The 13,058-nt window shown below is 46.2% G+C and carries 14 protein-coding genes and 1 pseudogene; 10 read left to right on the top strand and 5 right to left on the bottom strand.

Annotated elements, in window-relative coordinates; genetic code table 11:
* The first annotated feature begins 147 nt into the window (after nt 1–147).
* From K7I13_RS10690 to K7I13_RS10680, 3 genes are read left to right on the top strand one after another with little or no spacing between them, the layout of a single operon-like run.
* Nucleotides 148–1,038: an ATP-binding cassette domain-containing protein gene (locus tag K7I13_RS10690; RefSeq protein WP_255945482.1), complete on the top strand. Its 891-nt coding sequence runs from the start codon at nt 148–150 to the stop codon at nt 1,036–1,038.
* On the top strand, nt 1,028–1,561 hold the full coding sequence (locus K7I13_RS10685) for a hypothetical protein (RefSeq protein WP_255945480.1): 534 nt from the start codon (nt 1,028–1,030) through the stop codon (nt 1,559–1,561). The genes K7I13_RS10690 and K7I13_RS10685 overlap by 11 nt, the downstream gene beginning before the upstream one ends.
* Nucleotides 1,562–1,576: 15 nt before the next feature.
* A complete protein-coding gene (locus K7I13_RS10680) occupies nt 1,577–1,759 on the top strand; it encodes a PspC domain-containing protein (RefSeq protein ID WP_255945478.1) in 183 nt (60 codons plus the stop codon).
* Nucleotides 1,760–1,801: 42 nt separating this feature from the next.
* On the opposite strand, the gene K7I13_RS10675 is transcribed toward K7I13_RS10680, so the two are convergent.
* Together K7I13_RS10675 and K7I13_RS10670 are read right to left on the bottom strand one after the other, a co-directional pair.
* Entirely contained in the window at nt 1,802–2,845 is a 1,044-nt protein-coding gene (locus K7I13_RS10675) for a DUF898 family protein (RefSeq protein WP_255945476.1), read from the bottom strand.
* A 371-nt stretch (nt 2,846–3,216) separates the two neighbouring features.
* Entirely contained in the window at nt 3,217–3,603 is a 387-nt protein-coding gene (locus tag K7I13_RS10670) for a copper resistance protein NlpE (RefSeq protein ID WP_255945474.1), read from the bottom strand.
* Nucleotides 3,604–3,652: 49 nt separating this feature from the next.
* Here K7I13_RS10670 and K7I13_RS10665 point away from each other — a divergent pair, with 49 nt between their 5' ends.
* A complete protein-coding gene (locus tag K7I13_RS10665; RefSeq protein WP_255945472.1) occupies nt 3,653–4,513 on the top strand; it encodes an MBL fold metallo-hydrolase in 861 nt (286 codons plus the stop codon).
* Nucleotides 4,514–4,528: 15 nt separating this feature from the next.
* Here K7I13_RS10665 and K7I13_RS10660 read toward each other — a convergent pair whose 3' ends face one another.
* Nucleotides 4,529–5,722, bottom strand: coding sequence for a GGDEF domain-containing protein (locus K7I13_RS10660; protein WP_255945470.1), 1,194 nt, complete (start codon nt 5,720–5,722; stop codon nt 4,529–4,531).
* A 341-nt stretch (nt 5,723–6,063) separates the two neighbouring features.
* Between K7I13_RS10660 and K7I13_RS10655 the strand changes: the two genes are divergently transcribed.
* Nucleotides 6,064–7,170, top strand: coding sequence for a tyrosine-protein phosphatase (locus K7I13_RS10655; RefSeq protein WP_255945468.1), 1,107 nt, complete (start codon nt 6,064–6,066; stop codon nt 7,168–7,170).
* A 97-nt stretch (nt 7,171–7,267) separates the two neighbouring features.
* On the top strand, nt 7,268–7,831 hold the full coding sequence (locus K7I13_RS10650) for a DUF2271 domain-containing protein (protein WP_255945466.1): 564 nt from the start codon (nt 7,268–7,270) through the stop codon (nt 7,829–7,831).
* Between the two features lie 122 nt (nt 7,832–7,953).
* On the opposite strand, the gene K7I13_RS10645 is transcribed toward K7I13_RS10650, so the two are convergent.
* Nucleotides 7,954–8,208 carry a hypothetical protein gene (locus tag K7I13_RS10645; RefSeq protein ID WP_255945464.1) on the bottom strand — a complete coding sequence of 85 codons (255 nt, stop codon included), beginning with the start codon at nt 8,206–8,208 and terminating at the stop codon, nt 7,954–7,956.
* On the opposite strand from K7I13_RS10645, the gene K7I13_RS10640 reads away from it, so the two are divergent.
* The 4 genes and pseudogenes from K7I13_RS10640 (at nt 8,200) to K7I13_RS15695 (ending at nt 12,503) form a co-directional block, all read left to right on the top strand.
* Nucleotides 8,200–8,388, top strand: coding sequence for a hypothetical protein (locus tag K7I13_RS10640; RefSeq protein ID WP_255945462.1), 189 nt, complete (start codon nt 8,200–8,202; stop codon nt 8,386–8,388). The two genes, K7I13_RS10645 and K7I13_RS10640, sit on opposite strands and share 9 nt — an antisense overlap.
* Entirely contained in the window at nt 8,385–9,032 is a 648-nt protein-coding gene (locus K7I13_RS10635) for an NAD(P)H-dependent oxidoreductase (RefSeq protein WP_255945460.1), read from the top strand. Before K7I13_RS10640 ends, K7I13_RS10635 begins: the two co-directional genes overlap by 4 nt.
* 61 nt (nt 9,033–9,093) lie before the next feature.
* Nucleotides 9,094–11,816: pseudogene (gene carB / locus K7I13_RS10630) on the top strand (carbamoyl-phosphate synthase large subunit); the annotation flags it as partial.
* A 15-nt stretch (nt 11,817–11,831) separates the two neighbouring features.
* Nucleotides 11,832–12,503, top strand: coding sequence for a hypothetical protein (locus tag K7I13_RS15695; protein WP_369413753.1), 672 nt, complete (start codon nt 11,832–11,834; stop codon nt 12,501–12,503).
* Nucleotides 12,504–12,601: 98 nt separating this feature from the next.
* Here K7I13_RS15695 and K7I13_RS10620 read toward each other — a convergent pair whose 3' ends face one another.
* Nucleotides 12,602–13,054 (bottom strand): hypothetical protein, encoded by a 453-nt coding sequence (locus K7I13_RS10620; protein WP_255945456.1) that lies wholly within the window; start codon nt 13,052–13,054, stop codon nt 12,602–12,604.
* Nucleotides 13,055–13,058 lie beyond the last annotated feature (4 nt).

Raw genomic sequence — 13,058 nt, 5'->3', positions numbered from 1 at the left:
AAATAAATCAAAGGGATCGTTAGAGTGAAATAATTTAAATTATTTGACTATAATCCGCCGGAAAACCGCTTCAGGAAGACAATTTCGGGACTTTCTGAAGGGTTTTATGCTATACTAGCCATGTTATTTAGAGAACAAAGAAGCATAATGAATACTGTTACAAAGAACAGAGCGCCTCTGGTGCGTTTTTTTGATGTGTATTTCTCATGGACTAATCCTCCTGCGAACAAAAAATCGGATATGTGGTTTTCCCCCATGTTTGACTCATTTACCGCCGACATTCCGCCCGGTTTTATAAGTCTGGTAGGCCCGAACGGGTCGGGAAAGTCGACTTTTATGCTGCTTGCCGGAGGCCGGATACTGCCTTCGCATGGAAAGATAGAATTGTGCGGCTATGATACGAGGGTTTTGAGCGGACACTGGAAAAACTATACGGGTGAAAAAGGACCCGGCCTGACTGAAAAAGTCGAACACCAGCGAAATCTCGTCTGCTCCTTTCTGTTCCAGAATATGGAATTCATTCTTGATGAAGATATCACTGTAAAGGCCCTTCTGGAATTCGTGTATGAAAACGGCGGACATTATTCAAAAGATGATGTTTTTTTCCGGCTGGTACTTTCCGCCCTGGAACTTGAAAAACTCCTGAACCGCAGACCGGACGAACTTTCAAAAGGTGAAAACCAGCGGGTATTGCTGGCCTTTTCTGCTTTGTACGGCTCGAAAGTGATTATGATGGATGAACCTGTTTTCGCGATGGAACAATACCAGAAGGAAAAGGCCCTGGATTTCTTCCGCGACCTGTACAGAAATACCGATGTTTCAATTGTTATTTCGCTCCATGAGCTGTCACTGACCCGCAAATACGCGGATACGGTTATGCTGTTTTATCCCGATCACCGTATTGATCTCGGCACGCCTGAGGAAGTCCTTACCCGGGAGGCCCTGGAAACCGCCTATGGCGTTCCGGTTTCAATGCTGTATGATACTGAAAAATATACCAGAAATGTAATTTTCGAACAGGGCAAATATGGCGTGTAAAATTCGCAGGGCGCTTTTGTGCATAATGACTGCGGCGGTTCTGATGTGCGCCGCGTGCGCGACATCAGGCGTGGACCGGGACGCTCCGCGATGGATGAACAGCCCTCCGCGCAGCAAAACAAAATTATACGCGGCGGCGGCCGCTTCGGGCGAGGACACGGCAGCAGCGATAATCAAGGCAAAGCAGAATACCAGAAACAGTATTTTTCCGAAAGCTTTCGAGATAACATTCAAAACGCTTGAGGGATTTGAAAAAAAACAGCAGGCGGAAATCTTTGGTCTTGAACTGATAGTTCTGATAGCATATCAGTCGGCAAATGAAATCCTTCTTTTTGTTCAGGATGAAGAACAGTATATTTCAGAAAACGGAACCTGCTATATCCTTTCATTTGTTGAATATGACAGAATATATGGTATAATTGAAGAAGTCGCCGTCCTGAATCAGAAAGACGGGACCGGAACACTGTCAGATGCTAAAAAAAGCCTGCTCCGCAGCAGTTTCAATGAAGCGATAACGAATTAACCTGGGGGAAAACATATGGCAAAAACATTATACCGCCTTCAAGAGGGAAAAATATTTCTGGGGGTCTGCGCCGGATTTGCCGAATATTTTGATGTTGATGTAACACTGATGCGTATTATATGGGTTTTCTTTGCCCTGATTTTCGGAGCAGGTATACTGGTCTATTTTATAGCGGCTTTTCTGATGCCGAAAAAATAAGGGCCAGACTTCCCGCAGCAATGGAGCGGGAAGCCCGCACGGTTATTCCTGATTTTCTTCCCGTCCTGATCCTTCCGGATTTCCCCTGTTTTCTTCCTGCGAAATATCTGCTGTAAGCAGTTTTTCTTCAGCGCCTATAAGGGGCGTTCCCGTTTCAATATACAGGTTATTGAGAAAATACCGGAGAATATTTGCATATGCCCAGGGAGTATAAATACCCAGAGTTACAATCATTAAAAGCATTGTTTTCCACAGAAATTTGAAAACCTGCCAGGTATCGCAGTCCAGACGGCCCCGGCCGTATTCGCGTCCGTCCTTTTCAAGAACAATACAGGAAGCAAAATACCGGTATACCTTGCCCATCATCGCCGGAATATAAATGCCAATTGTAATGACGCATAAGACGATCTGCCCCAGCAGGAAATTCACAGCAGGGCCGGCGACAGCATCGCACTTTATACGGATTCCACGCCATTCAATGTTGAACATCCAGACAATATAAAAATAGGACAGGACGGCGGCGATAAGTATGACCGCCCCTATAATGACCACATACATTACTATTTCAGAGTAAAGTGACAGCAGCCCGCCCAAAAAGGCGCAGACAAAAATGGGAATAAAACCAAAAAGCAAAATGTACTTAAAGAGAGAACCTCCCCGGCCCAGAAAAACGGGACGCTCTCCGTCGAATTCCGTATTGTCAACCCAAAAAGCCGTTACCCTTCTTATGTACCATGGGGTATATATTCCGAACGTAATTATCACGAAAATTATTCCAAGAGTATATGTTTCAATTGCCTTACCTATTGTCCCGGTAAACCGGAAAGGAATACCGCTCAGGGAAATTGCGGAGAGCGCTATTTTAACAAGAGCGACCATAAGCGCGGACTGAACAATCAACATAAGAACAAGCGACGCAAGCATGAGGAGCAAATCGCGGATTATATCGTTCATGCTGATTGCCAGTTCAAGATAGGATTCGCTCCGCTGCATGATGAACTGAAAAAAAATGTTGAATAATAACATGCATATATATGGCTTCCACCACATATTTCCGTTCAGGGAACAGGAAAATTTCTCTTTCATTGATGTCTCCTTAGAATGCAGATTAACTATACCATAGCTGGTGAAAAAAACTATGCATTTTTCAGGGGTATATTTTCACCGCCAGGAAGAACGGAACGGATATTTTTCAGGTTTTACGGAAAACAAATGGAATTGTCCGGCGCAAAACCGCGGAGAAAATTTTCAGGAACAAAGAGAAAACATGAAGTGCAATATCAGGATGGGCTTAACAGCAAAGGCTATACACATAAACTCGTATTTTTATACACATAGAAATAACCGGAGGCTGCAAAAGGAAACAGTCATACACCAAAAACAGGAATTTTATATAAAAAGCCCCGGTGAACGCAGACTCATGCATTCACCGGATGAAACACGGGACAGAAAATCTGTTACTGGCGGTGAAGAACGTACATATCGGCCAGATCTCCGGTAATTTCATTACCGTCGCCGTCCAGCCAGAGAAGGTCCGAACCCTTACTCCGGAACAGATAGGGACGGTGACCGGTTTCCAGCCGTATGGTATTGTCTGAAGAATCAATGGAATATTTTCCGGTTGATTCAAAAGGACCGCCGTCCTCATCAATATACAGCATAATCACTGTCCACGTTTTATCGGGACGAAGTGTTACGGTAAGATCAATACCGGGAGATGACGCCGCCGGAATGGTGCCGGTGTATGTACCCGCAACAGTTTCCGGTGTGACCGAAGTTTTTTCCCTGCAGGACAACAGCAGGACAGTGCTCAGAATAAGTATAAGTGGTATAATCTTTTTCATAGTATGTTAAATTTAATATACGGCAGATTATAAGTCAAGGAAGAAAATAATGAAGCTTGAAGTGCTTGGGTCCAGCGGTTCAATTACGACCCCGCGCCCGCTGTGTTTCTGTAAGATTTGTACCGAGGCAAGAAAGAAAGGATCGCCGTATTCCCGGCTTGGCCCGTCCGTCTTTGTCCACGGTCCCGATATTCTCATAGATACTCCCGAAGAAATATCCGTAGAGCTTAACCGTTCCTCGGTTAAGCGTATCAGCATTTGTCTTTTTTCGCACTGGCACCCTGATCACATCGCGGGAAAAAGAATTTTTGAAATAAACAAACACTGGGGACGAATACCCGGAAAAAATAAAACGACCCAGATTCTCCTGCCGGAGAAAATAGCTGAATCCTTCAGATCATCCATGGCGATTATGGAGCATCTCGAGTTTCTGGAAGCGGAGGGGTTGGTTGAAATACAAATCATAAAAGATGATGAAACTTTTTCAGTTAATGGCTATACAATAAAACCGGTCAGGCTTTTCTTTGATTTTGTTTTCGGCTATGAGATAGGCGATTCAACAAAAAAAATTCTGATTATTATGGATGAAATAAAACACTGGATTCCGGACCCGGAAATTAGCGCAACGGATTACGATCTGGTATATCTTCCTTTCGGGATATTTGCCGAAAACCCCCTTACCGGCAGGGCTTTGGTGGACAGTGATAATCCCATACTGAAGAATGAACATACGACTGCCGAAACAATCAACATTGTCCGGAAGCTGAAATCACGGCAGTTTGTCCTCGGTCATATTGAAGAACCGGACAGAATAAATCCGCAGCTGGCAAAAAAACTTTCCGCCTATTTTTCAAAGGAAACCGGAAAAAAAATACGCATTGCCTATGACGGAATGATGGTGCCGTCCTGACCCGGCCGTACCGGATCAGGACGCTTTGAATACTTCGATTCTGTTGCGGCCGTTATTTTTCGCTTCATACAGGGCGCAGTCGGCGCGGTCAATATAATCATTAAGATGTTCTTCTTTTTTAGGAACGCCATAGGCAATTCCTATACTGATCGTAAATGTAAAGTCCGGGAACTGACCAAAATGGAGATCTTTTATTCCATTCATTATTCTTGTTGCGACCTTTTTTGCGTTCGCCAGACCGTTTGTAGAAAGAAAGACAACAAATTCCTCGCCGCCGTAACGGCAGGACAGGTCGTCTTCTCTGAGACTCTTTCCGATACTCTCTGAAAACTGTATCAGGACCTCGTCGCCAAAAGTATGCCCGTAGGTATCATTTATTTTCTTGAAGTGGTCTATGTCCATGAAGAGGACCGCCATTGTTTTTTTCTTTCTTTTAATCTTATCAAAGAGAACATTCGCTTCATCATAAAAGTTCTGCCTGTTCGAAAGGCCGGTTAAATAATCGCTTGTTGCCATATGATGGATTACCTTATCCGAACTTTCCTTCAGTAAAAGAAGATAGGCGGAAAGACTGAAAACCATCAGCATCACAAGCGCGAGGAAGGTAAGACTCTGTATAAGAAAATTGGTAAAAATATCCGCTTCCGTGTTGCTTATGGCATATATGCCGCGGGGCAAAAGGAGGGCCACAAAAACTATATAATATACACCGACGCTTCTTTTAAACCAGGTTGATTTATTTGACAGGAGCAGCTTCAGGCTGGGAACAAGCAGTATCAAAAAGACAGTGAAGGAGGAAACGGTAATTCTGAGAGAGGTGTCCGGAGTAGTGTATTCGATTATATTAAAAACTATAATTGAAATAACGGCAATAACCAGAACCAGATGATGCCATTTTTTATTTTCCTCATGCACTACGATAAAAATCGATATGGCCTCAAAATAAAAACCGGCGAGTATTAACGAATTACCGAGATTCACTGTCAGAAAATCGGGAAAAAAGCCGCGGAAAAAAATAAGCAGATAGGCAACGGCCTGGAGCAGCTTTGCGGTGATAAAGTAGGCCGCCAGCTTTCTTTCGCTTACGTTTTTGCTCGCGATCTGAAATGAAAATACAAGGGAAACCGAGGTAAGATTTCCCCAAAAGAGCACCGCGATGAGGGTTTTAACATCAACATCTATGAGGTTATACAGAATTTCAGACAGCATGACACTCTCTCCTTGTTGTTTTTCAATATATATTTATCCGCCCAAACAATTATTTTACTGCCTAAAATAATGTTATAATTATAATATACTCAAGTTTTTCACTTTTTTGTTTGTATTTCGTTTGTTTCACTGAAATATATGTTATTTTTCACCGGTTTGACAATAACGCCGCAGAGCCCATATACTGGAATAAATACGCATACAGCGGGCTTTGAAGAACAAACCGTTCTCCGGTATGTCAAACTACACCGCATTATACTTTCCGCGTATATGAAACTCCGGAAGGGAAAAGCCAGTACCTGTTTTACAGCGGTTGTTATTCTTATTTTTCAGGATATTATATGCATGACCTTTACCATCTTTCAGGTGACAACACCAGGATAACCTTTACACTGGACGAAGCCCTGTTTTATATGCAACATACCGGCTATACGGTTAAGGACGATACCGCCATTTTTCTTGGCGGGCCTTTTAATAAGTGGCTGCCCGAACCGGACCCCGCATGGAAACTGCCGCCGGAAAAACCGGAAAAAAAATGGATGCTCAGGATAAAAACGGATCTTATCCGGACGCCGGGAAATTCCGGATATCCGGAATTCAATTTTATTTTTTTTGACGATGACGGAATCCGCCGTAATCTTGTCAGTAAAGAAGAATCAGACTTTGCCTGTTCCTTTCTTGAAAATTACGCTGTTCTGTTTCCGGAAGACGACCGCCTCTTTTTTGAAGAAAAAAAACGGAAGGCAGAGTATATAAAAACACTGAGGGATTTTAATCTGAAAAATGCGCAGGACCGCATGGTTATAAGCAATTTCCGGAAAGTCCTAGGAGCGGAAGGCCTGTTCCGGTCTTATCATCCGTACAAGAAATCCTTCAGGCAATTTGAAACCGAAGACAGCAGGAGCGCGATTGTAAAAGAATTAATGGAGGAAACCGGAATCGCCTCGGTAGTCTGCCTGTCCGGAGAGGAAAAGGCGCTTGAGGCAAATGGGGAAACAATAAGCGTCTATCACAAACAGCTTATCGATAAAGGGAATGTGTATTTTACGGACACCTCATACGAAGACGCTTATTTCGATTCCGCGGGAAAACGGTTCAGCGCGGTATTCGCAGACATTGTACGGTTTATAGGAACCCATGAGGCTCCTGTCCTGGTACACTGCAGATTGGGCTCCGACCGGACCGGCGTCGTCTGCGCTCTGCTTGCGGCTCTGTGCGGGGTTCCCTGGCGGGAAATTGCGGAAGATTACAAAAAAACTTCAGACACCGGCATAGGACAGTTCCGTGACAGTCCCCTGCTCCGCTATTCGCTGGAAAAAATACTCGGGAAAACCCTGACCGAGACAGGTGACCACTCACAGGATTTTGCCGGCTTTTATATTACGGGCGGATATCTGACACAAAAAAATATTGCTTTACTGAGAACAAAACTTTGTCAGACTGAATAAAAACGGCTATACTGTATTTGAGCTTTTCCGGAAAAATTCCTGTTATGGAAATACCGTATCGGAACCGGAAGGCATATAACGCAAGGAGGCATGCTTTATGAAAAAACTATATGGTATTATGGCTGCGGCGGTATTACTGGCTGCCGTATTTGTTCCCTGTCTGACCGCAGAAACGCCGGCAGCTGATGTTTCTGTTTCCCTCACATTTACGCGGCAAAGCGGCTTTGCCAGCAACCAGATTGCGGTCTGGGTGGAAGACAGTGAGGGAAACCTGGTGAAGACACTGTTTGTAACAAAATTTACCGGCAAGGGCGGATGGAAAAAAAGACCGAACTGTGTTCCCGTATGGCTTGAACGTTCGGATATCGCAAATGCTCCCCGGAAAAATATCGACGCCGTAACAGGAGCGACGCCCAAAACAGGGCCGTTATCATTCAAATGGGACGGGAGCGATCAGAACGGAAACAGGGTCCCGTCAGGTGAATATATCATCTGCGTGGAGGGAACGCTCAGGGATGCGAGCCGGGTATTGTATACCGGCAGAATCATACTCGGAGGGGACAGACAGTCTGTCGAACTCACCCCTGAATATACCGGTACGGCGGCAGACAGCAAAGAAAAAAACATGATAGCGGCCGTAATAGCAGTATATCACCCCTAAACAAGGTATCAGGACAGGCACATGAAAAAAAACAGTGAAACCGGAAAGCCCATACAATTATTATTCCATGATTTGGATCCGGAAGAATTCCGCAAACAGTTTCCTTCTGCGGAGTCGGAATATCACGTGTTCTCGCGTGAAAAAAAATCAGTCCCTGTCTGGGCTGTTACAGCTGCTGGCTGAAAACACCCGGGGTCTGTATAATCAGAGATGACTTCCAGAAACTGGGGGCCCTTTCCTGCCGCGCTGTAAAAACAGTTTTTATCAGCCGCTGCGTATACGGAGGATTCAGCCCCTTCATAAAAAATATAATAGACCGCAATCTCGGGGCCATTCTTCCGTTTTTCAAAAAACGGAGCGACAGACGCATGCACCATGCCATACGCAATAATAACAGGGACGTCCTGTCCGTTCTTTTTTACGGACAGGATATTACTCCGGAAGAAAGACAGACTGCCGAACAAATCGTAAAGGCAAATGCCCTTAACCGGAATGCCCTTTCATATTCCGTACAATTTTATAGTGACAGCGGAAAAATCAGGGAGGACGGACTGTGAAGATTGCTATTATTAACGGGAGCCCGAAATCGGGGCGGAATAATTCGCAGTATTTTGCGGATGAACTGGAAAACCGGCTTGGAACAGAAGTCGAATATTTTCATCTGAAGGTAAGCCGGCCCGAAATCGGGGAAGATGTTTTAAAAGAACTTTCCGTGTGTGAGGCTCTGGTACTGTGCTTTCCTCTTTATGGCGACGGTATTCCTTCCCACCTCTTATATGTATTGCAAAAAATAGAACAATTCTATAAAAACCGGACCGGGCAGCGGGAAAAACAAAAGGTTTACGCCCTGATCAACAATGGATTTTTTGAGGGAAGCCAGAACAGCTGCGCGCTTGGCATGCTCCGTCACTGGTGTTCCCGGGCCGGACTGTCCTGGGGACAGGGCATCGGAATCGGCGCGGGGGAAATGCTCGGAAACCTGCCTTCCGTTCCTATGGGCTACGGTCCTAAAAAAACACCGGGGAAAATACTCGCCGGGTTTGCGGACAATATTCTGAACGGAAACAGCGCGGAAGACGCATTCTGCAGCCCTGATTTTCCCCGGTTTGCCTTTGAAATGATGGGTTCATCCGGATGGAAAAAAGAAGCTGAAAAAAACGGACTGCGTGTCCGGGATCTTTATTCGGTCCCGCCGCTGTAATCCGGAAAAAGAAATTCCATACATCTTTTACACAGCCTGCTATTCCTAAAAATCCCGCAATATGCTATTTTTTATTCGTGGCGAAGGTGTAATACCCCGCCGCTTTGCGGCGGTTTTTATAGGTTCCATGGTATTAAACCTGAGATCAATTCCACGGGAGAGAAAAATACTCCAGACCGAAGGTCTGCCCTGCTCTGCGGCGGAGTATTTTATCCAGACAAATTGTATATTTTACGAGGTAGTTATGAAGCGGGAAGATATAGACAAAATACTTATTATCGGTTCAGGTCCGATAGTTATCGGCCAGGCCTGCGAGTTCGATTATTCAGGCACCCAGGCCTGTAAGGCGCTTCGGGAACAGGGCTACAAAATAGTCCTGGTAAACTCGAATCCGGCGACAATAATGACCGATCCGGTAATGGCTGACGCGACCTATATTGAGCCTCTTAATCTTGCCCGTCTTGAACAGATTATTGAAATTGAACGTCCTGACGCCCTCCTCCCCAACCTGGGCGGCCAAACCGGGCTGAACCTCGCATGTGAACTCAACAGGGCAAAAATACTGGAAAAGTATAATGTAAAAGTAATAGGTGTAAACCTTGACGCAATAGAACGCGGAGAAGACCGGGAAGTTTTTAAAAAAACGATGCAGAGCCTCGGCATCGCGACCCCAAAATCCGACATAGCCTATTCCGTGCAGGAAGCGGAAAAAATCGCCGAAGAACTTTCGTATCCGGTTGTAGTGCGGCCGGCTTATACAATGGGCGGCGCAGGCGGAGGCCTTGTATATAATGTTGAAGAACTCCGGACTGTCGCGGGCAGGGGCCTCGACCTCTCCCTGACCCACCAGTGCCTCATCGAAGAATCCATCCTGGGCTGGGAAGAACTTGAGGTGGAAGTTGTACGGGACAGTAAAAACCAGATGATCGCTATCTGCTTTATCGAAAATATTGACGCGGTCGGGGTCCATACCGGCGACTCATTCTGTTCCGCGCCCTTTCTGACCATAGACAGGGAACTTGAAGACGAACTCCGGAAACAGGCCTTCAAAATTGTCGAATCAATCGGCGTTATCGGCGGTACAAATGTACAGTTTGCCCATGATCCGAAAACGGGCCGGATAGTCATTATCGAAATAAATCCGCGCACCTCCCGTTCGTCGGCGCTTGCTTCAAAGGCAACAGGATTTCCCATTGCCCTGATTTCGGCAAAACTCGCGTCGGGAATGACTCTGGATGAAATTCCCTACTGGAGGGACGGGACCCTGGAAAAATATACGCCGTCCGGCGATTATGTGGTACTGAAATTCGCCCGCTGGGCATTTGAAAAATTCCGCGGCGTAAAAGACTCCCTCGGAACACAGATGAAGGCAGTCGGCGAAGTAATGGCTATCGGGAAAACGTTCAAGGAAACATTCCAGAAGGCAATCAGGGGACTCGAAAACGGCCGGCACGGCCTGGGTTTCGCAAAGGATTTTAACACTAAAACCCTTGCGGAACTCCTCGACATGCTGAGGGAACCTACCAGTGAACGGTACTTTCTTTTGTATGAAGCCCTGCGGAAAGGCGCGGATATCAGGACTCTGCATGAACTTACCTATATCAAGGAATACTTTCTCCGGCAAATGAAGGAACTTGTTGAACTGGAAGAAGAAATACTCAAAACTCCGGGGCGTCTTCCTTCCGATGAATTGCTTGTCCGGGCAAAAAAAGACGGCTTCTCAGATAAATATCTTGCGAAGATTCTCGGAATATCCGAAAAGGATATACGGCTCAAACGGACCGGACTCGGCGTCACGGAAGGCTGGCACGCGGTTCCTGTTTCCGGCAAGGAAGACACGTACTATTATTATTCATCATATAACGCACCGGACGCGTCTCAGGCAAGTTCTTCAAAAAAGAAAATAATGATTCTGGGCGGCGGCCCGAACCGCATCGGTCAGGGAATAGAATTTGACTATTGCTGCGTACACGCCGCCTTTGCCCTGCGGGACCTCGGCTATGAAACCATTATGGTCAACTGCAATCCCGAAACCGTATCAACGGATTATGACACCAGCGACAAGCTGTATTTTGAACCGGTCACGCTCGAAGACGTTCTGCAGATTTATGAAAAAGAAAAACCGGAAGGCGTAATAGTCCAGTTCGGCGGTCAGACCCCGCTCAATATCGCAAAAGAACTTTCAGATGAAGGCGTTAAAATTCTCGGCACCAGTATCGAGAGCATCGACATTGCGGAAGACAGAGACCTTTTCCGCAAGATGATGGAGCAGCTCGGAATCCCGATGCCCGAAGCAGGCATGGCGGCAAACATTGAAGAAGCCATACAGGTTGCAAACAGCATCGGGTACCCCATAATGATCCGCCCCTCCTTTGTTCTGGGGGCCGGGGAATGGAAGTTATTTATGATGAAAGCATGCTCCGGGAATATGTTGAAAAGGCGGCCGGAGTTACGCCGGACAGACCGCTGCTCCTTGACCGTTTTCTCAGGAACGCGCTTGAATGTGAGGCCGACGCGCTTGCGGACGGAAAAGATGTCTATATTCCCGCGATAATGGAACATATTGAACTCGCCGGCGTACACTCGGGAGATTCAGCCTGCATTATTCCGCCGGTATCGCTTACGGAAAAAGATATGGCTGCCATAAAGGATTATACCAGAAAAATCGCCCAGGCGCTTCATGTATGCGGGCTGATGAATATGCAGTACGCAATTGAAGACGGAAAAGTGTATGTTCTTGAAGCGAACCCCCGCGCAAGCAGGACAGTGCCTCTTGTTTCAAAAGTCTGCAATACCCAGATGGCCAGCCTCGCTACCCGGCTGATGCTGGGCGAAAAACTTGCCAGCCTCAATCTGCGGGAAAAACGCTTCGCCCACTTCGGCGCAAAGGAAGCCGTATTTCCCTTCGATAAATTTCCCGAAGTCGATCCGGTCCTTGGTCCGGAAATGCGCTCCACCGGAGAAGTACTCGGCCTCTCCGACAGCCCGTCGCTTGCCTTTTACAAATCCCAGGAAGCCGCGGGCAATTTCCTTCCGGCAGGGTTTGAGGAAGGGAGCAGTATTCTTATCAGCCTCTCCGACAAACAGAATCTCCGCGAGCAGGCAATAAACGTGGGGAAGATTTTTTCAGGACTGGGCTTCAAAATTCTGGCTACGGAAGGAACTGCCGGGTTTTACCGCGAAGCGGGAGTCCCGTGTGAAGTAATCGCAAAACTTAATGAAGGCAGGCCGAATGTCATTGATGTCATTGTAAACAGGAGCGTTACGCTGGTTATAAACACACCCAGCGCCCACCGGGACGCTATTGTCGACGAGGCTGTAGTCAGAAAGGCCGTGCTGAAATATAAAATACCTTATATTACAACCCTTGCCGCCGCGCTTGCGGCCGGCCGCGGAATCGAGGCGGCGAGAAAAGGCAAAGGCAATGTAAAGGCCCTCCAGAAATATCACGCTGAAATAACTGAAGTGTGACGCCAGACATCTGCTTTAAATCAGGGCGCCGTCATTTCATACTATAACATTATACTATATTAATATAGTATAATGTTATAGTATCGACAATCCGGAAATCATTTTTCTTCCATCATTCCGCGGTATTTTTCAGGCCTGGGGAAATTAAACGCCCAGGCTATCAGGGAAACAGCTATCATGGCTGAAAAGTAATAGATATTCCCCGCGATAAGAAATCCGACAAGGTCAAAAAGGGCAGGAGTTTCCGCCAAGCCCAGGGATATAACAAAAGCCGAAAAAAAAGAAGCCCAGGTGGAATTCTGCTGCCCTGACCCGGGCACAAGGAAAATTCTGAAAAAGGGACTCTCCTGCGGCTTTCTGTTTGAATACAGCCGCCGCGATAACGCAATGCCTGCTAAACAGAGCAGGCAGCCGGTACCGAGAAAAAGATAGTGTATCATTTCAAGCGGGGCAGAAAATTCACCTCTATCATTAATCCCTATAAAAAGATAAACAGCCTTTGTCAGCGGAACCCCGCCCCAAAGCAAATACAAAAGTTTTTCTTTTTTCATACAT

The organism is Brucepastera parasyntrophica (genome assembly GCF_022376835.1).
GTDB classification, from domain to species: domain Bacteria; phylum Spirochaetota; class Spirochaetia; order Treponematales; family Treponemataceae; genus Brucepastera; species Brucepastera parasyntrophica.
The sequence above is the reverse complement of the archived record's forward strand: the minus strand, read 5'-3'. Positions and strand labels throughout refer to the sequence as shown.

Bases quoted from the DNA above. Each gene is read 5' to 3' on its own strand.
- K7I13_RS10690 (WP_255945482.1), top strand. From the start codon at position 148: ATGAATACTGTTACAAAGAACAGAGCGCCTCTGGTGCGTTTTTTTGAT.
- K7I13_RS10685 (WP_255945480.1), top strand. From the start codon at position 1,028: ATGGCGTGTAAAATTCGCAGGGCGCTTTTGTGCATAATGACTGCGGCG.
- K7I13_RS10680 (WP_255945478.1), top strand. From the start codon at position 1,577: ATGGCAAAAACATTATACCGCCTTCAAGAGGGAAAAATATTTCTGGGG.
- K7I13_RS10675 (WP_255945476.1), bottom strand. From the start codon at position 2,845: ATGAAAGAGAAATTTTCCTGTTCCCTGAACGGAAATATGTGGTGGAAG.
- K7I13_RS10670 (WP_255945474.1), bottom strand. From the start codon at position 3,603: ATGAAAAAGATTATACCACTTATACTTATTCTGAGCACTGTCCTGCTG.
- K7I13_RS10665 (WP_255945472.1), top strand. From the start codon at position 3,653: ATGAAGCTTGAAGTGCTTGGGTCCAGCGGTTCAATTACGACCCCGCGC.
- K7I13_RS10660 (WP_255945470.1), bottom strand. From the start codon at position 5,722: ATGCTGTCTGAAATTCTGTATAACCTCATAGATGTTGATGTTAAAACC.
- K7I13_RS10655 (WP_255945468.1), top strand. From the start codon at position 6,064: ATGCATGACCTTTACCATCTTTCAGGTGACAACACCAGGATAACCTTT.
- K7I13_RS10650 (WP_255945466.1), top strand. From the start codon at position 7,268: ATGAAAAAACTATATGGTATTATGGCTGCGGCGGTATTACTGGCTGCC.
- K7I13_RS10640 (WP_255945462.1), top strand. From the start codon at position 8,200: ATGCACCATGCCATACGCAATAATAACAGGGACGTCCTGTCCGTTCTT.
- K7I13_RS10645 (WP_255945464.1), bottom strand. From the start codon at position 8,208: ATGGTGCATGCGTCTGTCGCTCCGTTTTTTGAAAAACGGAAGAATGGC.
- K7I13_RS15695 (WP_369413753.1), top strand. From the start codon at position 11,832: ATGGCCAGCCTCGCTACCCGGCTGATGCTGGGCGAAAAACTTGCCAGC.
- K7I13_RS10620 (WP_255945456.1), bottom strand. From the start codon at position 13,054: ATGAAAAAAGAAAAACTTTTGTATTTGCTTTGGGGCGGGGTTCCGCTG.